We start from the raw sequence: 18,407 nt of genomic DNA, 5'->3' as shown, positions 1-18,407 counted from the left end.
TGTTCCTGTGATGACGTTGTTCTCAATTTGTTCTCATGCTGTCAAGCGTAAAGGCATGACCTGCGAGGAGGCTTCTGCCCAGTGCTTGGCTCGGTTCCCGAAAGTCGCCGCATGAGCGAGGAAACCCGCGTCAGCCTTGGCGAACTCGAAGGATTGCGCGAATGGTGCGCGGCCAACCAGTTCGAGATCGAGATCATCGACGACAGCGAACTGGTGCTTAACGATCAGGAAGCGGGAAGCGTCTGGTCGGTGTTCTGCGTGGATGGCTGGATCCAGGTGAAGGGGCTGGTGCTGGACGATGTCGAACCGGGGCCCGCGCTATGCCTGACTCTGGCTAGGCTGCACGACCGCCTGCTGGGGTGCCGGTTCTCGGTGGATTCGCAGCATGGGCTTGTCATCATCGTTGACCTGATGCCGTCCTGCCGTTCTTCGGCGGCGATTGCGGAGGCGGTGATGCAGATGCAGGCGATCATCGATCATACGAGCCCGCTGCTGGATGAGGTTATCGAGACCGAAGTGGCTGCGGATGATCGCACGATCGATCAGGCATTCGGGCTGGAAGGTTCGCGGCGACTGCACTGAGCCGCAGTTCGCACTCTGTCCGTTTTTGAGGCGACGAGTTATGCTGCGGTGCGTTCTCGCACCGGGCGCTGCGGATGGTGCGGTGCCGGTTTTGAGCGGATAGGGCGCCGGTTGCGGCGAACAGCGCGGGCGGTGCTGTCATGCGTGGTGGAGCGGCGCTCGAACGTGGACCATTCGATGTCGCCGGATGCGGCTGCGATGTGGGAAGCCCGATGAAGGGCACGGATCGCAGGGAGGGCGCTGCGATAGGTGCCCCAGATCGCCCTGATCGCAACGCAAGCGCCGATCGCGAATAGGATGGGTGGAAGGAGGCTCATTGCATGTGTCCTGCTTCGCGCCCTGCCCCCCCCTGGGCGCATTGAACGAAAGTCCCCGGCTCTTCTCCTGCGAAAGCGGAAGCCTCTGCCTTTCCGCGTCAGTGGATATAACAGGGATTACCCTGTGGAAAAACGGTGGAAGGCGTTTGGTTTCCGCCAGTTGCATCGGAAGCGGAGGTGTCTGCGACGAGATGCCTTTGCGGAACGGCGGAACGCGATCGAATTGAGGCTGGATTTTCTCCGGCAACGGCGCTAAGGGCGGCCCCGCTCGAGGGACGATACCGAATTCGCGGTATCTGGCGAATCGGGCAATCCACATGGAAAGCGCACATACCGGTGCCTTGGTGTCATGGGTTCGTCCCACGCCTGGTTCCTGCTTTCCAGAGGCCTAACCGGAAAGGAATTACCTATGGCGGCTCCTGTCGTCTCCATGCAGCAGCTCATCGAAGCCGGCGCTCACTTCGGCCACCAGACCCACCGCTGGAACCCGCGGATGAAGCCGTACATCTTCGGCGCCCGCAACGGCATCCACATCATCGACCTTTCGCAGACCGTGCCGCTGTTCGCGCGCGCTCTCGAGTTCGTGCAGGCCACTGTCCAGGCCGGCGGCAAGGTGCTCTTCGTCGGCACCAAGCGCCAGGCTCAGGAGCCCATCGCACAGGCCGCCCGCGCTTGCGGTCAGCACTACGTCAACCACCGCTGGCTGGGCGGCATGCTCACCAACTGGAAGACGATCTCGGGTTCGATCAAGCGCTTCAAGGCTCTTGAAGAGCAGCTTTCGGGCGACACCACCGGCCTGACCAAGAAGGAAGTCCTTCAGCTCACCCGCGAGCGTGACAAGCTTGAGCTTTCGCTCGGCGGCATCCGCGACATGGGCGGCATTCCGGACGTGATGTTCGTGATCGACGCCAACAAGGAAGACCTGGCCATCAAGGAAGCCAACGTCCTTGGTATTCCGGTCGTTGCCGTGCTCGACACCAACGTGAACCCGCAGGGCATCTCGTTCCCGATCCCGGGTAACGACGACGCCAGCCGCGCCGTGCGCCTGTACTGCGACGCCGTCGCCCAGGCCGCGACCAAGGGTGGCCGTGACGCGCTGGTCAACAGCGGTGCCGATCTCGGCGCCATGGAAGTGCCGGTTGCCGAGGAAGCAGTCGAGGCCTGATAGGTCCGGCGACGACTTTTCGTCATGGAATTGTCGCGCGCCGGGTCCAATGGGCCTGGCGCGCGTTCCATTTCCGGGTCGCAGGGCGACCTGGGCATTTTAAAGGTCGTGAAATGCGGCCCCACCAAGCAAGAGGATTTGAGCGATGGCTTACACCGCCGCTGACGTGAAGAACCTGCGCGAGCGCACCGGCGCCGGCATGATGGACTGCAAGAAGGCCCTCGACGAGACCGGTGGCGATCTCGAAGCCGCCGTTGACGCGCTGCGCGCTCGCGGTCTGGCCGCTGCCGCCAAGAAGTCGAGCCGCACGGCTGCCGAAGGTCTGGTCGGCGTTGCCGTCACCGGCACCAAGGGCGTTGCCGTCGAAGTGAACTCGGAAACGGACTTCGTTGCGAAGAACGACCAGTTCCAGGACTTCGTCCGCAAGACCACCGAAGTCGCCCTCGGCGTTGCCGGTGACGACGTGGAAGCGCTCAAGGCCGCTGCCTACCCGAATGGCGGCACCGTTGGCGACGCGCTGACCAACAACGTTGCGACCATCGGCGAGAACCAGCAGGTTCGCCGCCTGAAGACCGTCGAAGTCGCTCAGGGCCTCGTCGTTCCCTACATGCACAACGCTGCTGCGCCGAACCTCGGCAAGATCGGCGTGCTCGTCGCTCTCGAATCGGAAGCTTCGGCTGACGTTCTCGAAGCGCTCGGCAAGCAGATCGCGATGCACATCGCCGCTGCCTTCCCGCTGGCCCTCAACGCCGACGACCTCGACGCCGAGCTGATCGCGCGCGAGCGCAAGATCGCCGAAGAAAAGGCCGCGGAATCGGGCAAGCCCGAAGCCGTGCAGGCCAAGATGGTCGACGGAGCGATCGCCAAGTACGCCAAGGAAAACGCTCTGCTCTCGCAGGTCTTCGTCATGGACAACAAGACCCCGATCCAGCAGGTCGTCGACCAGGCCGGCAAGGAAGCCGGCGCCAAGATCGTGCTGAAGGACTATGTCCGCTTCCAGCTCGGCGAAGGCATCGAGAAGGAAGTCACCGACTTCGCAGCCGAAGTGGCTGCCGCTGTCGCCGGCTGATCCTTCGCGGATACCGAGATAAGAAAAGGGCCGGGGAGCGTTGGCTTCCCGGCCCTTTTTCTATGCTTGCCGTAGCGCCGGATCAGTACGCAGCGGTGAAGCGCGCGCGGCTGTGGTTGTGGGCTTCCAGTTCGTCCACCATGGCGATGGCGTAATCGGCGAAGCTGATCTTGCTCTCGCCCGCTTCGTCCGTGACGAGCTGGTCGGTGCCGGGGCGGTAGGAGCCGGTGCGCGGGCCTTCGAAGATCAGCGCTGCGGGCGAGAAGAACGTCCAGTCCACGTCGTCCGTCTTTCTCAGGGCGTCGAGGAAGGTAATGCCGCCCATGGCGAAGGGCTTCCATTCCTCGGGGAAGTCGGGCGAATCGATGAGGCGCTTGCCGGGCGCCACTTCGAGACTGGCCGCGCCGCCGGTGACCAGCAGGCGCGAAACTCCGGCCTTGCGGATTGCGGAAAGCAGGGTTTCGGCCGGAACGTCGAAGTGAAGGGCGCTGATCACGGCGTCGCTACCGGCGATGAGCGCCGCGAGGGCTTCGGGGTCTGCGGCGTCGCCGGCTTCGGCGGTTACGCCCGGAGCAGCGGCGATCTTTTCGGGATTGCGCGCGATGGCGAGCACTTCATGGCCGCGTGCGGCGGCTTCCTTGACGATTTCCGATCCGGCGCGGCCGCTGGCGCCGAGGACTGCGATCTTCATTACGATTACTCCACTGGTTTCCAATAGTGACCAAGTGTGGCATGGGGTGCGCCTATGCAAGAAGGCACTTTCATCGCACCGGGTTACTCGGAGGAAACCGGCGGCAGGCAGCCGGACGTCTATGCCGCGAATTGTCCGACCCGGCAGCTGCTCGACCGTATTGCCGATAAGTGGAGCGTGCTGATTTTGACGACGCTTGGCGGGGGCGAGATGCGCTTCAATGCGCTCAAGCGCCGGATCGACGGAATCTCGCAGAAGATGCTGAGCCAGACCTTACGTTCGCTGGAGCGGGACGGGCTGGTCGCGCGTCATGTCGTGCCGACTGTGCCTGTCACCGTCATTTATGCGATCACGCCGCTTGGCAGCGAACTTATCGAGGCGCTTCAGGCAATGATCGACTGGGCCGAGCGACGCATGGCGATGGTGGGAGAAGCGCAGTGTGCCTATGATACACGAGAGCGGGAACGACTGATCGGAGCGTGAGGCTTCAGTAAATTTTCCTGAACTTCCAGCCCGTCAAGCGCAGCATTAATTCGCCTGTGCGGCGTGCCCTGTTCTTTTCCGGGGCCCAGTAATTGCCAAAGTGATAGCCATTGGCGTCACGTTTTTCGAAAAGCCATTCGGATCCGTCGATTCCGACCTTGCCGCATTCGACGCTGCGGAATTCGAATAGCATTGTCTCGGCCGATGCCTGCCTGATTTTAACCAGTTCATCAGGCTGCAAGGGGCGATGGATCTGTCGGCCGATCTTGCCGGGCTCATAGCCCCCTGAGCCTGAAAGTTCTACGGCGTCCAGTCGGCCGCCCTCCGCGTCGAAAGTTACACGCACGACCACCGGATGATGGAAAGTGGGCAGCCACGTAAATCGAAACTGTTCTTGTTCAGTCCGATCGGACAATGAGGCCGAAGCCAAGGATGGCTCCCCCGCTGCGGCGAGGGCATCGGAATACCATTCTCTTTCAAAAGGCGAGAATAGCGGTAAGCAGTGACGATTGCATTGCAGGCCCAGCGATGTCCATTCTTTAGGAAAATAGCCACGCGTTTCGCGCGTGAGAAGGGCCGGATCGTCAGGCCGCAGTTCGGGCTTGCAGGTAGCCGGTTGTTCGCTGCCTGATAATGGCAATGATTCATATTGCGTTGGCGGAGCATCGCCCCTCAAACTGACGAATATCGTCATCGCCGCAAGACAGGAAAGGTGATGCCGAGCAATATACGATGTCCCCATGGTGTTTTTCTTGCCTTTCATCTTAGGCAAGTCAAACTGCGGCCTTTTCTGCGGGTCGCCCGCGCTCATCCACAAGCTCGCCCCTTGGCAATCCGCGCGCGCGCTCCTAAAGCCGGGCGGTCCTGCCCAGAGGAGATTGTGCGGCCATGAGTTCTTCCCCCTACAAGCGCGTCCTTCTCAAACTGTCGGGCGAGGTCTTGATGGGGAGCCAGCAGTTCGGGATCGACCCCGATTTCGTCGCTGAACTCGCCAGGGAAGTGAAGGCGGCCAAGGAGACCGGGCTGGAGATCTGCCTTGTCATCGGCGGCGGCAATATCTTCCGCGGCATGGCCGGTGCCGCGCGCGGCATGGACCGTGCGCAGGCCGACTACATGGGCATGCTGGCCACTGTCATGAATGCGCTCGCGATGCAGAACGCGCTTGAGCAGCTGGGCGTGGAAACCCGCGTGCAGTCCGCCGTCCAGATGGATCAGGTCTGCGAGCCGGTGATCCGCCGCCGCGCCGAGCGTCACCTCGAAAAGGGCCGCGTGGTGATCTTCGCCGCCGGCGTGGGCGCACCCTATTTCACGACCGATTCGGGCGCTGCCCTGCGCGCCGCCGAAATGCGCTGCGACGCCCTGCTCAAGGGCACCAGCGTGGACGGCGTCTACGACAGCGATCCCAAGACCAATCCCGACGCGAAGCGTTATGATTCGGTCGACTACGACACTGTCCTTGCCGACAACCTGAAGGTGATGGACGCCTCCGCCGTGGCCCTGTGCCGCGACAACTCAATCCCGATCGTCGTGTTCTCGATCCGCGAGAAGGGCAATCTTGCCACTGTTCTCGCGGGTGGCGGCATCAAGACGGTCGTCCAGAAAGGAGCCTGATTCATGGCCAAGTACGACAAGGCGGACCTCGAGCGCCGCATGATGGGCGCCATCGACGCGCTCAAGCACGATCTTTCGGGCCTGCGCACCGGCCGCGCCAATACGGCGCTGCTCGAACCGATCATGGTCACCGTCTACGGCGCCAACACGCCGATCACCCAGGTCGCCACGATTTCGGCGCCCGAGCCGCGCATGCTTTCGGTGCAGGTGTGGGACAAGTCGAACATCGGCCCCGTCGAAAAGGCGATCCGCTCGGCCGGTCTCGGCCTCAACCCGATCAGTGACGGCAATACCCTGCGCCTGCCCATTCCCGACCTGACCGAGGAACGCCGCAAGGAACTGGCCAAGCTCGCCAGCTCCTATGCCGAAAAAGGCGCGCGTCGCCGTGCGCAAACGTGCGCGTGACGGTATCGAGAACCTGAAGGCGGACGAGAAGAAGAAGGAAATCTCGGAAGACGAGCGCAAGCGCGGCGAAACCGAAGTCCAGAAGCTGACCGACGATATCATCAAGCAGCTCGACGAGGAATTCGGCCGCAAGGAGAAGGAAATCCTCGGCAAGTGAGGCCTTGCGGTCCGCTTAGAGGAATGTCTGATGGCGAAGAGTGAACCCGTCTCGGCGCGCCATGTTGCCATCATCATGGATGGTAACGGGCGCTGGGCCAAGAAGCGCCACCTGCCGCGCGCGCTGGGCCACCAGCGCGGCGTCGAATCGGTTCGGCGCGTGGTGCGCGGCGCGCGCGAGATGGGGCTGGAGGCGCTGACGCTCTACGCCTTTTCGACCGAGAACTGGCGCCGGCCGGAGGAGGAAGTCTCCGACCTCATGAGCCTGATGAAGCGCTTCATCCTCTCCGACCTCGACGAGTTCGCAGCGGCAGGGGTGCGGCTCAAGATCATCGGCGATTACAAGGCCTTCAACGCCCGACGTCGTGGAACTGGTCAAGGTGCGGTCGCCCGCACCGCCGGCAACACCGGGACCACGCTGGCGGTCGCGCTCAACTACGGTTCGCAGGACGAGATCGCCCGCGCCGCCACCAAGGCGGCCGCCAAGGGACCGATCACGCCCGAGAGCATCGCGGCCGAACTCGATACCGCGGACCTGCCGCCGCTAGACCTGCTGATCCGCACTTCGGGCGAAGTGCGGCTGTCGAACTTCCTGCTCTGGCAGGCCGCCTATGCCGAGATGATGTTCACCGAAGTGCTCTGGCCGGATTTCACCGCCGAACACTTGCGGCAGGCTCTCGAAGATTTCTCCACGCGGGACCGACGTTATGGCGGACGCTGATCCGGTGAAGAAGAACGCCGACCTCAAGGTGCGGAGCATCTCGGCGGCAGTCATGCTGCTGGTCGCGGGCAGCACGCTGTGGCTCGGAGGCGTGGTCTGGACCGCCTTCGTCTGCGCGGTGGCGCTCGGCGTGCTGTGGGAATGGGTCAAGCTCGCGCGGGGCGGCACGCAGAACCCGGCGGAGCGCGCAGCCTTCAACTTCGGCGGCATGGTCTACGTCGGCATCGGCGCCGCCATGCTGCTGTTCCTCCGCAACCCCGCATTCAGCCTGGCGCCGCTGCTGACGGTGCTGCTCGCGGTGATCGGAGTCGACGTGGGCGCCTACTTTACCGGACGTGCACTGGGGGGTCCGAAAATCGCGCCTGCCATCAGTCCTTCGAAAACGTGGTCCGGCCTCCTTGGCGGCGTTCTAGGTGCCACTCTGGTGCTGTTCGGTGCCGCCAGGTTCTGGCAGGAGGGGCTGATCTCGGTCCATCCGCAGGGCAATGCCGCCGACGGTCCGGCTTGCTTCGGGATGCAGCCCTGCTGGTACCTGACGGCAAACCCGGTGCCGCTATTCGCAACCTGCCTGATGACCGGCATCCTCCTCGCCGTCTGCGCGCAGGCCGGAGATTTCTTCGAGAGCTGGATGAAGCGGCGGGCAGGGGTCAAGGATTCGGGCCACTTCATCCCGGGCCACGGCGGTTTCTTCGACCGGCTAGACGGCTTGCTTGCGGTGCTTTTCGTGTTAGGCCTCATGATCCTGTTCCAGCCGCGATGACGACCATGCGCACCATTTCCGTTCTCGGAGCCACCGGCTCGATCGGCGCCTCGACGCTGGACCTCGTGCGGCGCAGCCCCGCCGACTGGCGGGTCGTGGCGCTGACCGCCAACGCCAACGTGCCTGAACTGGCGCGGCTCGCGGTGGAGTTTTCCGCCCAAATCGCCGTCGTCGCCGACGAGGCCAGTCTCGCGGACTTGCGCGAAGCGCTGGCCGGCACGGGAATCGAGGTGGCAGGTGGTCAAGCCGCGCTGGTCGAGGCCGCGGCGCGCGGCGCCGACGTCACGGTTGCCGCCATCGTCGGCTGCGCGGGCCTCGCGCCCACCATGGCCGCGATCGAGCAGGGCCGCGTCATTGCGCTCGCGAACAAGGAAGCCCTGGTTTCGGCCGGTGAGGTCATGACGGCCGCCGTCGCCCGTCACGGCGCCACGCTGCTGCCGATCGATTCCGAGCACAATGCGATCTTCCAGTGCCTTCAGGGCAACGATCTCGACGATGTTCGCTGGATCACGCTTACCGCCAGTGGCGGGCCGTTCCGGGACTGGTCGCTCGACAAGCTGACGCTGGCCACTCCGGCGCAGGCGGTCAAGCATCCGAACTGGGACATGGGCGCGAAGATCAGCGTCGATTCGGCGACGATGTTCAACAAGGGCCTCGAACTGATCGAGGCGCACTATCTCTTCCCGGTGGGCCTCGATCGTCTCCGCATCATCGTCCACCCGCAATCGGTCGTCCATTCGATGGTCGAATACCGCGACGGCTCGACACTGGCGCAGCTCGGACCTTCCGACATGCGGGTGCCGATAGCCTCGGCATTGGCGTGGCCGGGGCGGATGGACACGCCCTGCGCGCCGCTCGACCTTGCGGAAATCGGTGAGCTCACCTTCCGCCGTCCCGACGAAGTGCGTTTTCCCGCAACGCGTCTTGCCAGAGAAGCTGCGGAGGCCGGAGGCGGCATCCCCGCCGTGCTCAATGCCGCTAACGAGGTGGCGGTGGCCGCTTTTCTCGGTGGCCGGATACCTTTCACCCGCATCGCCGCCCAGGTCGAGGACGTGCTCGGCGCCTATTCGCCGGCCCCGCCCGCGAGCCTGTCGGACGTACTGGCTGTTGACGGCGAGGCGCGGGCAAGGGCAAGCATGCTCGCAGGGGCCGCGTGACGATACGCGGTCCGATGGAGATTCTCTGATTTGACCGGATCGCCTAATCTGCTGACGACGATCTTCGCGTTCCTGCTGGTTCTCGGGCCGCTCGTGCTGATCCACGAACTCGGCCACTATCTGGTCGGAAGGCTGTTCGGCGTGAAGGCGGATGCCTTCTCGATCGGCTTCGGCAAGGAGATCGCCGGCTGGACCGACAGGCGGGGTACTCGCTGGAAGCTCTCGGCGCTGCCGCTGGGCGGCTATGTCCAGTTCGCCGGCGACATGAACCCGGCTTCGGCGCCGAGCGCGGCGGAAGACGGCCTGACTCCGCAGGAGCGGGCGCGCACCTTCCACGTCAAGCCGCTCTGGCAGCGGGCGCTGATCGTTCTCGCCGGCCCCCTGACCAATTTCCTGCTCTGCGTGCTGATCCTGGCCGGTTTCGTCTATGCGAACGGACGCCTGATCGCCGATGCCGAAGTGGCGGGTTTCTCCGAATCATCGGCCGCGAAGGAGGCGGGGCTGCGGGTCGGGGATCGCATCGTCGCCATTGACGGCAACCGCATCGGCAGCATCACCGATATCCCCGAACATACCGTCTACTTCCCGAACAAGACCGTGAACGTGGTGGTCGATCGCGACGGGCGCAATGTCACGCTGCCCGTCAAGCTTTCCGGCGAGGAAGTTAGCGACAGGTTCGGCAACAAGGCCCGGATTGGCGATATCGGTATCGATTTCGCGGTTCCCGTGGTCAGCGGTTTCTTCGGCGATTCGCCTGCCGAAGCGGCGGGCATGGAGATCGGCGACCGTATCGTCGCGGTCGATGGCGTCGGCGTGACGAGCTTCCTTCAGGTGCCGCCGCTCATCATGTCGCGGGCGGGGCAGAAGGTCACGATCACGGTAATGCGCAAGGGCGAAGCCCATGTGCTGCCGATGACGATCGGCAGTGCGACGCAGACCGGCAGCAATGGCCGCACAGAGACCATCGGTCGCATCGGTGTCCAGTCGGGCTTCGGCCGCCGGGAGGCCGTCGGTCCGGTTCAGGCGCTGGGCATCGGCGTGGAGCGGAGCTTCGCGACCATGGGCACCATGATCACGGGAATCCGCCAGATCATCGTCGGGGACCGTTCGGTCCGGGAACTGGGCGGCCCGATCAAGATCGCCAAGTATTCCGGTGAGCAGTTCACCCTTGGTTGGGAGCCTTTCGTGGGCTTCGTGGCCATGATCTCGATTAACTTGGCATTCATCAATCTCCTGCCAATTCCTGGGCTCGACGGCGGGCACCTGGCTTTCTACGCGGCTGAACTGGTCCGTCGGAAGCCCTTGGGCCTGCGCAGTCAGGAATGGGCGATCCGCACCGGGGTGGCACTCGTGCTGGCCTTGATGCTGTTCGTCACTGTCAACGATCTGGCTTCTCTCCCTATTTTCGGGGGATAGGCTGAAGGAATTCATCAGCGATCACATTTCCGCCGGGATTGGCTGCTTGATTGGACGTCGTCCATCGGGCAGATGGGCGCGATTGTCTGTCATTTTGACAGGCAGCCTGGCGGATCGATCGGGGTCCTCGCGAAAGCGAATACGGGAATTTGCGTAGAATGATGGGATTGGTAATGGGTCGCAGCACTGACGCCCGCCGTGCGCCGCAGCTTGCAGCAGTGCTCCTGGGAACCACGATCCTCGCAGGCGTGCCAGATGCGGCATTTGCGCAGGACGCAGCAGCGTCTTCGGCTCCCGCAGCCGCGCCGGCCGCTGCGGCAGAGCCTGCCGAGACGATCCTGACTATCCAGGTTACCGGGGCCGAGCGCCTCGAGGCGCAGACGGTTATGTCCTACATCAAGCTGCGCGTGGGCCAGCCCTACACCAAGGCTGCCGGTGACGCCGCGCTGAAGGATCTTTACGGCACCGAACTGTTCTCGGAAGTGCAGGTAACCAACGACAAGGGCGTCGTGACCATCCAGGTCAAGGAAAACCCCGTCGTCAACCGCATCATCCTCGAGGGCAACAAGCGCATCAAGGACGACAAGATCCTGCCGGAGATCAAGGTCTCTCCGCGCCAGATCTTCACCCGCTCGAAGATCCGCGCCGACGTTGCGCGCATCATCGAACTCTACAAGCGTCAGGGCCGCTACGCCGCGACCGTCGAGCCGAAGATGGTCATGCTCGACCAGAACCGCGTCGACATCGTCTTCGAGATCACCGAGGGCGACAAGTCCAAGGTTCGCCAGATCAACATCCTTGGCAACGAGCACTTCTCCGACGGCGAACTGCGCGGCCAGATGGTGACGAAGCAGTCGCGCATCACGCGCATCTTCAGCTCGGGCACCAGCTACGATCCCGATCGCATGGCCTTCGACCAGCAGAAGCTGCGCCAGTTCTACTTGACGCAGGGTTATGCCGATTTCCGCGTGGTTTCGGCGGTCGCCGAACTGACGCCGGACAAGAAGGACTTCATCATCACTTATGTGGTGGAGGAAGGTAAGCGCTACAAGTTCGGCGACGTGAAGGTCGAGAGCCAGCTGCGCGACTTCGACGGCGAGAAGCTGGCGAAGAACCTGTCGATGAAGAAGGGCGACTGGTACAACGCCAAGCTCGTCGAGGACACCATCGAAGGCCTGAACGACACCGCCGGTGCCTTCGGCTATGCTTTCGCCGACGTGCGTCCGCAGTACGATCGCGACAAGGAAAACCTCACCATGGGGCTGACCTTCGTGATCCAGGAGGCGCCGCGCGTCTATGTCGAGCGGATCGACATCAACGGCAACACCCTGACCCAGGACAAGGTCGTCCGCCGCGAGTTCCGTCTCGCCGAAGGTGACGCTTTCAACTCGCTGCAGGTCAAGCGTTCGACCAACCGCATCAAGTCTCTCGGTTACTTCCAGGAGAAGTTCGAGGTCGAACAGAAGCCCGGTTCCGCCGAAGACCGCATTATCCTCGAAGCCAACCTCGAGGAGAAGCCGACCGGCGAACTCCAGCTCTCGGCCGGTTTCTCGAGCCTTGAGCGTTTCATCTTCCAGGCCTCGATCCGCCAGCGCAACTTCCGCGGCCGCGGTCAGACGATCGGTCTTTCGGGCAGCTATTCGTCCTACTCGAAGTCGGTCGAAGCGAGCTTCGTGGAGCCGTACCTGTTCGACAAGAACGTCTCGCTGGGCGTGGACATCTATCGCCGCGACTACAACAGCTTCCAGTACTACAACTCGGACCGCAACACGACCTACCAGCAGTCGACCACCGGCTTCCAGGTTCGTGCCGGCGTTCCGCTGACCGAGTACCTCACCGCGGTTGGCCGCTACACGCTCAACTACGACGACGTGACCTTGTCCAAGAGCACGTATTATTCCGTCAATTCCAACGGCGAATACGTTTGCGATCCGCTTCGCGCAGGACGCTATCTCTGCGACGCGATCGGCCAGCGGCTGAGCTCGATCCTCGGCTTCTCGCTGATCTACGACAACCTCGACAATCGCATGCGCCCGACCCGCGGCGAAACCATCTCGACCAACATCGACGTGGCCGGTCTTGGCGGCGACGTGAAGTATGTGCGCCTGCGCGCGAATGCGGCGAAGTACTGGCCGCTGGGCAGTGGCTTCATCTTCTCGCTCCAGGGCGAGGGCGGTGCGATCAAGGGCTGGGGCGGCGACGATATTCGCCTGACCGATCGCTTCTATCTGGGCGAGCCCCAGATTCGCGGCTTCGGCATTCGCGGCATCGGTCCGCGCGTGGTGCGTAGCTATTACGCCGACGCGACGGCTGCCTCCAACAACGAAGTAAGTTCGGATTCGGATGACGCGCTGGGTGGCCGCTACTACTACATGAGCCGTGCCGAGCTTGAAATTCCGCTCGGTTCCGGCGCTCGTGAAATGGGCCTTCGTCCCTCGATCTTCGTGGATGCCGGCGCGGTATGGGCGATCAAGTCGCCCGAGCTGAGCCACTGCAAGGCAGGCTGCTTCATCGGCAATCGCGATTCCGACGGCAATCAGCTTTACCAGCAGACTGCGTCGGACGGGACGATCTCGTACGTTACCAGCCCGACAAATACGGTTACCGGCGAGGCGAACACGCTTTACGGTACCACTACCTATTTCGACGAAACCTTCGTCGGCAACACCTGGAAGCCCCGCGTCGCGATCGGCTTCGGCGTCAACTGGAACTCGCCTTTCGGCCCGTTCCGTATCGACATCTCCAAGGCGCTGCTGAAGTACGACGGCGACAACACCAAGACCTTCACTTTCAACGTGGGAACTCAATTCTGATGAACATGCTTCTCAAGTCCGCCGCTCTGGCCTCGGGCCTGGCGCTTGTCGCTCTGGCCCAGCCCGCGCTGGCGCAGGCCGTACCCGCCTCGAAGGTTGCCGTGGTCGACCTTGATCGCGTTGCGCGCGAATGCAACGCCTGCAAGACCGCCAACCAGGCGCTGCAGCAGCAGATCCAGACCTTCGAAGCACGTCGCAACCAGCTTCAGGCTTCGCTTCAGCCCGAAGCACAGGGTCTCGAAACCGCTGTGAAGGCACTGGGCGGCAAGCAGCCCGACGCCGCGCTGCAGACCCGCATCCAGGCTTACCAGCAGAAGGAACAGCAGGCCGGCCAGGAACTGCAGGGCCAGCAGCAGCAGATCCAGCGCAACCAGGCCTATGTCGGCCAGCAGATCCAGGCGCAGCTGCAGAACCTCTACAAGCCGGCGATGCAGAAGCGCGGCGCCAACATGCTGGTCGAGATGGGCCAGACCCTGGCCTATGATCCGTCGCTGGACATCACCACCGACGTTCTGACCGCGCTGAACGGCGCGCTGACCACGATCAACACCACCGCTCCGGCGCAGCAGCAGCCTGCTCCGGCGGCCTCGGGCCGCTAAGAGCGACGGCGGGTAGAGCGATGAGCGATTCGACCGAGTTCGTCTACGACACCGCGAAGATCCTGGCGGCGCTGCCGCATCGCTACCCGATGCTGCTTGTCGACCGTGTGGTCTCGTTCGATGAGAACGAGATCCACGCGGTCAAGGCCGTGAGCTTCAACGAGGACTTCTTCCAGGGGCACTTCCCCGGCCGTCCGATCATGCCCGGCGTGCTTCAGATCGAGGCGCTCGCGCAGGCGGCGGGAATTCTCGCGATTGAAGCGCTTGGCCTCGCAGGGACCGGCAAGCTGGTCTACTTCATGGCGATCGAGGAAGCGAAGTTCCGTAACCCCGTGACGCCGGGCAACCTGCTCGACCTGCGGGCCGGCTTCGTCCAGAAGCGTTCGCGTGTCTGCAAGTTCTGGGGCAAGGCCTCGATCGGCGAGAAGGTGACCTGCGAGGTCAACTTCACCGCCATGATCGCCGACGCCTGACGGATGGGGGGAGGGCTTGCCTTCCCCTTATTCCTTGCAATTTCGGGGCTGCCCCTGTAAGGGCGCCGCTTTCCCAAGCAGGCCGGTCGGAACCGGCCATATGCGAAGAGAGATACGACATGAAGGCCGATACCCATCCCGACTACCACCTGATCACCGTCCAGATGACCGACGGTAGCACGTTCCAGACCCGCTCGACCTGGGGCTCGGAAGGTGACACGCTGGTTCTCGACATCGATCCGACGTCGCACCCGGCCTGGACCGGCGGCAAGGCTCAGCTGCAGGACGGCGGCCGCGTTGCCCAGTTCAACAAGCGTTTCGGTGGCCTTTCGCTCAAGAAGAACTGAGCGCGAAGTCAGTTTCACGAACACGAAGAAGGCGGCCTTTCGAGGCCGCCTTTTTTGTTGCCTGCTGCAGATGCGGCATCCTGACGGTCAGGCTTCGAACCCGAAATCCATCAGGTCGTGCCAGTCGAATCGGTCGGCCGGGACCGGATGCAGGAACTCCATGCCTGCCGCGTCGCCGCGCACCCAGCGGACGATGGCGTCCAGTTTCGCGCTCGTGCCGAGGCGAATCGAAACAAAGGCGCCTTGCCGCAGCCATGTCGCTTCACCGCGCACGCTACATCCGTGGGCGGAAACGTCGGCGAGTTGCACGCCCATGCAGCCGCCACGAAGCGATTCGAGTGTTGCCTCGTGGCACGTTATGTGGCGGTCTTCCCTCCGCCGTTCGTCCCGCGCCTGCGGAGAGCAGGCCTTGAGCCTTGCGAGCGGTGCGTTCACTGTGCGATGTCCTTGGCTTCCCGAGGGATTTTCTGGCCGCTTGATTTTCGGCCATTGAGTTCTCGGAGCCAATTTCGGCCAATATCGTTAACGGTCAGTCACCGCGCGCCTTTGCCCTGCGGAAAATCCGTAAGGGCAGGGCGGCGGAAGTTCGCAGATGCCGGTGAACCGGCTCGCAAATGGAGAAGCGCAATGATCCGTACCCTGAAAATCCTGGCGGCATGTGGTGCCGCTGTCGTGGCCGGCCAGGCACTTGCCCAGGATACCGCGCCTGCCGCCGCGAGCGGTCCGATGGTTCATGCAGACGTGATCGGCCTCGACGGCAAGTCGCTTGGAATGGTGATGCTGCAGGACACGCCTGCTGGCGTCCTCGTGACGACCGACCTGAAGGGACTGCCCGCCGGCGATCACGGTTTCCATTTCCATGAGAAGGGCCTGTGTGATCCTGCCCAGAAATTCACGACGGCGGGCGGTCACTTCACCGGCGGCGAGCACAAGCACGGCCTCATGGTCATGGGCGGTCCGCATGGCGGAGACATGCCGAACCAGCATGTCGGGACTGACGGTCTGCTCAAGGCACAGGTTCTGAACACGGGCGTGACCCTTGCGGCGGGCGCCAAGTCTCTTGCGGATGCCGATGGTTCGGCCCTGGTGATCCATGCCGACCCTGACGACTATACCAGCCAGCCCGCGGGCAACGCCGGCGGCCGCATCGCCTGCGCCGTGATCAGCGCGCCGAAGTAAATGCCCAAGCGGCTGGGGACCGGCGGGGTGCCACTCCTCGGCCGCTCATCCTCGAACCGTCATCCCCAGGGCTTTTCACGATACCACTGGGTGATGACGTACTTGAGTCCCTTGCGCACTTTCATGGCGTGATGAAGCGTTGCGGGATTGAGTGTGCCGTCCGGGCGGCGATTGTTCCAGGCGATGAGCTTGCCGCGTTCCGGCTGGACCAGTTTGTCGATCACCTTGAACCGCGTCGCGCCGCCGGCTTCTACCGTGTTGAGGTAGATCATGAAGGTCCAGGTGCGCTGGCCGGATACGGTGCAGTACTTCTTGTAGTCGTCATTGTTGGGCTCGAAATAGTCGGTGTGGGCCTTGAACTCCTGCCCTACCTCGTAGCGCTGCCCTTGCAGCGGCTCGGCGTGGGCAGGGTCGATCCCCGACAGTTTCGACAGCTTCTCAGCCAGTGCCGCAACCGCGGGAAAATCGGGCGAGAGGTCGCAGGTGGAACTGGTGCGAAAGGCATTGTCGCCATTGAAGTTGGCGATCGTGGACGGGCGATGCCGCGCCTCGATCAGGGCGACGAGCTCTTCGCATTCCGCCTCCTTGAGGAAATCGCGCAGAACGAACAGGTCGAGCCTCGAGGATGGGAAGCGTTGCACGCCGGAACGTGCGAGCAGGATCTGGCCAGATGATTCGCCGGGAGCATTCATGAGCCCTGCTTTAGCGGGGGGATCATGCCGGTAAAATTGCATTGGATCGGCCTCGTTCCGATTTTTTGCGTTCGACCTCGACTTTTTGCTTTTCAAGTCGGCAAACCTTGTGCAAAGGGCGCGCTCCCGCAACGGTCGCTTCGCAGCGAAACGGAAGCGGGGCTTTGGAAAGACACGGCGATGCCTGTGTTTTCTCGTGTGGCGATCGTAGCTCAGTTGGTTAGAGCGCCGGTTTGTGGTACCGGAGGTCGTGGTTCGAACCCCATCGATCGCCCCATTTTATCTTTTATCCATCGTGCCATGGGGCATTTGCTGGGTGAAAAGCGCAGCGCTTTCACTTAGGCCACTTGCTCCTTTCACCGCGAACGATAGAAGCCTCCTGACATGCACGGCTTTGCCAATCCCGCCCGCTTCCTGCGCATCGCCCGTTGGCTGATGCCGCTTTGCATGGGGGCGGGAATCCTCGTTGCCCTGGCTGCTTTGGGATGGGGGCTGTTCTTCGGTCCGGCTGAACGCCTTCAGGGCGAAACGGTGCGAATCGTCTACCTTCATGTTCCCGCAGCCTGGCTCGGCATGGCCGGTTGGATGGGTATCGCCGCAGCCAGCTTCACCGAACTCGTCTGGCGCCACCCGCTCGCGGCGATTGCAGCGCGGGCCTGTGCCGTACCCGGTTCGGTCTTCACCGCGGTCTGCCTCGTTACCGGCTCCCTCTGGGGGCGGCCGGCCTGGGGCACCTGGTGGGTGTGGGACGGGCGCCTTACCAGCATGCTGGTGCTCTTGTTCCTCTATTTCGGCTGGATGGCGCTTTCGCAAGCGAGCGAGGCTTCCGACGGCGGACAGAACCGCGCCCCGGCGATCTTCGGCCTGGTTGGCGCGGTGAACATTCCCATCATCCATTATTCGGTGATCTGGTGGAACAGCCAGCATCAGGCGCCATCGATCACGGTCGGCAAGTCGGCCATGTCGGGGGAGTTCCTCTGGCCGCTGCTTTTCGCGATGCTTGGCTTCACCTTGCTCTTCGCAGGTTGCGTACTGGCCCGGATGAGGGCGATTCTGGCCAACCAGCAGGCGGAGGCCCGCTTACGGCGCAAGGCGCTGAGCGAGGCATACTGAGACGATGGAGTGGGGGACGAACTGATGCGCGAGACGATGGACCCCTGGGTTTTCGTGATGGCCGCTTATGCAATCGGCGTGGGTGCGACCGCGGCGATGGTCGCCTGGTCGCTGCTGTCGATGAAGCGCGCGGAAAAGCGCCGCGACGAAGCGAGGAAGCGCTGACGGTGGCCGCGATTTCGGGAATTCCAAAGACGTCGGGGATCAAGGCGAAACATCAGAGGCTGATCCTGCTGGTGATCGCGCTGGTGGTGCTGATCGGTGCGGGCCTGCTTGCAGCCTGGGCGCTGCGTAACCAGGCGAGCTATTTCTATGTGCCGAGCGAAATCGTGGCCAATCCGCCGGAGCCGGGCCGGGCATGCGCCTTGGCGGCATGGTGGAGAAGGGGTCGCTGAGGACGGAGGCCGATGGGGTGACGATCGCCTTTGCCGTGCAGGACGGCAAGGCGCATGTTCCCGTGCGGTTCAAGGGCATCGTTCCTTCGCTTTTCGTGGAAGGCTCGGGCGTCGTGGCGGAGGGCCATCTGGACGCGGGCGGAACCTTCCAGGCTGACAATCTCCTGGCCAAGCATGACGAGAACTACGTGCCGCGTGAAATGCAGGACATGAGCAGGGAACAGGCCGAGCAGGTCATGCGCGAGACGAAATGAACCAGTCGA

Annotated in this window: 21 protein-coding genes, 1 tRNA gene and 2 pseudogenes; 19 read left to right on the top strand and 5 right to left on the bottom strand. The window is 63.2% G+C overall.

Translation table 11 applies throughout. The features are described 5' to 3' along the window. The first annotated feature begins 111 nt into the window (after positions 1–111). A complete protein-coding gene (locus ADT71_RS20385) occupies positions 112–582 on the top strand; it encodes a hypothetical protein (RefSeq protein ID WP_132469077.1) in 471 nt (156 codons plus the stop codon). A 38-nt stretch (positions 583–620) separates the two neighbouring features. Here ADT71_RS20385 and ADT71_RS20380 read toward each other — a convergent pair whose 3' ends face one another. Further along, the gene (locus ADT71_RS20380) at positions 621–899 is read right to left on the bottom strand and encodes a hypothetical protein (RefSeq protein WP_054439752.1); all 279 of its coding nucleotides are present in this window, start codon (positions 897–899) and stop codon (positions 621–623) included. Positions 900–1,308: 409 nt separating this feature from the next. On the opposite strand from ADT71_RS20380, the gene rpsB reads away from it, so the two are divergent. Continuing rightward, positions 1,309–2,064, top strand: a complete 756-nt coding sequence (rpsB, locus tag ADT71_RS20375; protein WP_054439750.1) for a 30S ribosomal protein S2 — start codon at positions 1,309–1,311, stop codon at positions 2,062–2,064. Positions 2,065–2,209: 145 nt separating this feature from the next. Further along, the gene (tsf, locus tag ADT71_RS20370; RefSeq protein ID WP_054439749.1) at positions 2,210–3,133 is read left to right on the top strand and encodes a translation elongation factor Ts; all 924 of its coding nucleotides are present in this window, start codon (positions 2,210–2,212) and stop codon (positions 3,131–3,133) included. A gap of 82 nt (positions 3,134–3,215) precedes the next feature. Here tsf and ADT71_RS20365 read toward each other — a convergent pair whose 3' ends face one another. Further along, positions 3,216–3,824: an NAD(P)-dependent oxidoreductase gene (locus ADT71_RS20365; RefSeq protein WP_197283093.1), complete on the bottom strand. Its 609-nt coding sequence runs from the start codon at positions 3,822–3,824 to the stop codon at positions 3,216–3,218. A 54-nt stretch (positions 3,825–3,878) separates the two neighbouring features. Here ADT71_RS20365 and ADT71_RS20360 point away from each other — a divergent pair, with 54 nt between their 5' ends. Next, positions 3,879–4,307 carry a helix-turn-helix domain-containing protein gene (locus ADT71_RS20360; protein WP_054439747.1) on the top strand — a complete coding sequence of 143 codons (429 nt, stop codon included), beginning with the start codon at positions 3,879–3,881 and terminating at the stop codon, positions 4,305–4,307. Positions 4,308–4,311: 4 nt separating this feature from the next. Here ADT71_RS20360 and ADT71_RS31575 read toward each other — a convergent pair whose 3' ends face one another. After that, positions 4,312–5,118, bottom strand: a complete 807-nt coding sequence (locus ADT71_RS31575) for a hypothetical protein (protein ID WP_132469078.1) — start codon at positions 5,116–5,118, stop codon at positions 4,312–4,314. Positions 5,119–5,195: 77 nt separating this feature from the next. Between ADT71_RS31575 and pyrH the strand changes: the two genes are divergently transcribed. From pyrH to rpmE, 10 genes and pseudogenes are all read left to right on the top strand, one after another. After that, complete coding sequence (pyrH, locus tag ADT71_RS20350) at positions 5,196–5,918, top strand: UMP kinase (RefSeq protein WP_054439743.1); 723 nt, start codon at positions 5,196–5,198, stop codon at positions 5,916–5,918. A 3-nt stretch (positions 5,919–5,921) separates the two neighbouring features. After that, positions 5,922–6,480, top strand: a pseudogene (gene frr / locus ADT71_RS20345) (ribosome recycling factor). Positions 6,481–6,510: 30 nt separating this feature from the next. Beyond that, on the top strand, positions 6,511–7,200 hold the full coding sequence (gene uppS / locus ADT71_RS20340; RefSeq protein ID WP_054439741.1) for a polyprenyl diphosphate synthase: 690 nt from the start codon (positions 6,511–6,513) through the stop codon (positions 7,198–7,200). Next, positions 7,187–7,960 (top strand): phosphatidate cytidylyltransferase, encoded by a 774-nt coding sequence (locus ADT71_RS20335; RefSeq protein WP_054439739.1) that lies wholly within the window; start codon positions 7,187–7,189, stop codon positions 7,958–7,960. Before uppS ends, ADT71_RS20335 begins: the two co-directional genes overlap by 14 nt. Positions 7,961–7,965: 5 nt before the next feature. Further along, on the top strand, positions 7,966–9,117 hold the full coding sequence (locus ADT71_RS20330; protein ID WP_054439875.1) for a 1-deoxy-D-xylulose-5-phosphate reductoisomerase: 1,152 nt from the start codon (positions 7,966–7,968) through the stop codon (positions 9,115–9,117). A 30-nt stretch (positions 9,118–9,147) separates the two neighbouring features. Continuing rightward, complete coding sequence (gene rseP, locus ADT71_RS20325; RefSeq protein ID WP_054439736.1) at positions 9,148–10,533, top strand: RIP metalloprotease RseP; 1,386 nt, start codon at positions 9,148–9,150, stop codon at positions 10,531–10,533. 173 nt (positions 10,534–10,706) lie between these two features. Then, entirely contained in the window at positions 10,707–13,346 is a 2,640-nt protein-coding gene (bamA, locus tag ADT71_RS20320; RefSeq protein ID WP_231636063.1) for an outer membrane protein assembly factor BamA, read from the top strand. Further along, positions 13,346–13,945, top strand: coding sequence for an OmpH family outer membrane protein (locus tag ADT71_RS20315; protein ID WP_054439732.1), 600 nt, complete (start codon positions 13,346–13,348; stop codon positions 13,943–13,945). The genes bamA and ADT71_RS20315 overlap by 1 nt, the downstream gene beginning before the upstream one ends. A gap of 20 nt (positions 13,946–13,965) precedes the next feature. Next, positions 13,966–14,418, top strand: coding sequence for a 3-hydroxyacyl-ACP dehydratase FabZ (fabZ, locus tag ADT71_RS20310; protein WP_054439729.1), 453 nt, complete (start codon positions 13,966–13,968; stop codon positions 14,416–14,418). Positions 14,419–14,537: 119 nt separating this feature from the next. Next, entirely contained in the window at positions 14,538–14,765 is a 228-nt protein-coding gene (gene rpmE, locus ADT71_RS20305; protein WP_054439727.1) for a 50S ribosomal protein L31, read from the top strand. A gap of 87 nt (positions 14,766–14,852) precedes the next feature. On the opposite strand, the gene ADT71_RS30580 is transcribed toward rpmE, so the two are convergent. Next, positions 14,853–15,200, bottom strand: coding sequence for a PilZ domain-containing protein (locus ADT71_RS30580; RefSeq protein ID WP_165913226.1), 348 nt, complete (start codon positions 15,198–15,200; stop codon positions 14,853–14,855). 192 nt (positions 15,201–15,392) lie between these two features. Between ADT71_RS30580 and ADT71_RS20295 the strand changes: the two genes are divergently transcribed. Beyond that, on the top strand, positions 15,393–15,944 hold the full coding sequence (locus ADT71_RS20295) for a superoxide dismutase family protein (protein ID WP_054439723.1): 552 nt from the start codon (positions 15,393–15,395) through the stop codon (positions 15,942–15,944). A 59-nt stretch (positions 15,945–16,003) separates the two neighbouring features. On the opposite strand, the gene ADT71_RS20290 is transcribed toward ADT71_RS20295, so the two are convergent. Continuing rightward, positions 16,004–16,636, bottom strand: a complete 633-nt coding sequence (locus ADT71_RS20290) for a 2OG-Fe(II) oxygenase (RefSeq protein WP_054439721.1) — start codon at positions 16,634–16,636, stop codon at positions 16,004–16,006. Positions 16,637–16,837: 201 nt separating this feature from the next. Here ADT71_RS20290 and ADT71_RS20285 point away from each other — a divergent pair. The 4 genes and pseudogenes from ADT71_RS20285 (at position 16,838) to ccmE (ending at position 18,398) form a co-directional block, all read left to right on the top strand. Beyond that, positions 16,838–16,913, top strand: a tRNA-His gene (locus ADT71_RS20285). A 107-nt stretch (positions 16,914–17,020) separates the two neighbouring features. Next, a complete protein-coding gene (gene ccmC / locus ADT71_RS20280) occupies positions 17,021–17,749 on the top strand; it encodes a heme ABC transporter permease CcmC (RefSeq protein ID WP_054439719.1) in 729 nt (242 codons plus the stop codon). Between the two features lie 9 nt (positions 17,750–17,758). Further along, a complete protein-coding gene (locus tag ADT71_RS31570) occupies positions 17,759–17,914 on the top strand; it encodes a hypothetical protein (protein WP_156336709.1) in 156 nt (51 codons plus the stop codon). A 38-nt stretch (positions 17,915–17,952) separates the two neighbouring features. After that, positions 17,953–18,398, top strand: a pseudogene (gene ccmE, locus ADT71_RS20275) (cytochrome c maturation protein CcmE). Positions 18,399–18,407 lie beyond the last annotated feature (9 nt).

The organism is Novosphingobium sp. ST904, assembly GCF_001298105.1.
Taxonomy (GTDB): Bacteria; Pseudomonadota; Alphaproteobacteria; order Sphingomonadales; family Sphingomonadaceae; genus Novosphingobium.
Note: the sequence above shows the minus strand (reverse complement) of the source record. Positions and strands in the feature narration are given on the sequence as shown.

Excerpts from the sequence above, each read along its gene's own strand:
- ADT71_RS20385 (WP_132469077.1), top strand. The coding sequence starts at position 112 with ATGAGCGAGGAAACCCGCGTCAGCCTTGGCGAACTCGAAGGATTGCGC.
- ADT71_RS20380 (WP_054439752.1), bottom strand. The coding sequence starts at position 899 with ATGAGCCTCCTTCCACCCATCCTATTCGCGATCGGCGCTTGCGTTGCG.
- rpsB (WP_054439750.1), top strand. The coding sequence starts at position 1,309 with ATGGCGGCTCCTGTCGTCTCCATGCAGCAGCTCATCGAAGCCGGCGCT.
- tsf (WP_054439749.1), top strand. The coding sequence starts at position 2,210 with ATGGCTTACACCGCCGCTGACGTGAAGAACCTGCGCGAGCGCACCGGC.
- ADT71_RS20365 (WP_197283093.1), bottom strand. The coding sequence starts at position 3,824 with ATGAAGATCGCAGTCCTCGGCGCCAGCGGCCGCGCCGGATCGGAAATC.
- ADT71_RS20360 (WP_054439747.1), top strand. The coding sequence starts at position 3,879 with ATGCAAGAAGGCACTTTCATCGCACCGGGTTACTCGGAGGAAACCGGC.
- ADT71_RS31575 (WP_132469078.1), bottom strand. The coding sequence starts at position 5,118 with ATGAGCGCGGGCGACCCGCAGAAAAGGCCGCAGTTTGACTTGCCTAAG.
- pyrH (WP_054439743.1), top strand. The coding sequence starts at position 5,196 with ATGAGTTCTTCCCCCTACAAGCGCGTCCTTCTCAAACTGTCGGGCGAG.
- uppS (WP_054439741.1), top strand. The coding sequence starts at position 6,511 with ATGGCGAAGAGTGAACCCGTCTCGGCGCGCCATGTTGCCATCATCATG.
- ADT71_RS20335 (WP_054439739.1), top strand. The coding sequence starts at position 7,187 with ATGGCGGACGCTGATCCGGTGAAGAAGAACGCCGACCTCAAGGTGCGG.
- ADT71_RS20330 (WP_054439875.1), top strand. The coding sequence starts at position 7,966 with ATGCGCACCATTTCCGTTCTCGGAGCCACCGGCTCGATCGGCGCCTCG.
- bamA (WP_231636063.1), top strand. The coding sequence starts at position 10,707 with ATGGGTCGCAGCACTGACGCCCGCCGTGCGCCGCAGCTTGCAGCAGTG.
- ADT71_RS20315 (WP_054439732.1), top strand. The coding sequence starts at position 13,346 with ATGAACATGCTTCTCAAGTCCGCCGCTCTGGCCTCGGGCCTGGCGCTT.
- fabZ (WP_054439729.1), top strand. The coding sequence starts at position 13,966 with ATGAGCGATTCGACCGAGTTCGTCTACGACACCGCGAAGATCCTGGCG.
- rpmE (WP_054439727.1), top strand. The coding sequence starts at position 14,538 with ATGAAGGCCGATACCCATCCCGACTACCACCTGATCACCGTCCAGATG.
- ADT71_RS20295 (WP_054439723.1), top strand. The coding sequence starts at position 15,393 with ATGATCCGTACCCTGAAAATCCTGGCGGCATGTGGTGCCGCTGTCGTG.
- ADT71_RS20290 (WP_054439721.1), bottom strand. The coding sequence starts at position 16,636 with ATGAATGCTCCCGGCGAATCATCTGGCCAGATCCTGCTCGCACGTTCC.
- ccmC (WP_054439719.1), top strand. The coding sequence starts at position 17,021 with ATGCACGGCTTTGCCAATCCCGCCCGCTTCCTGCGCATCGCCCGTTGG.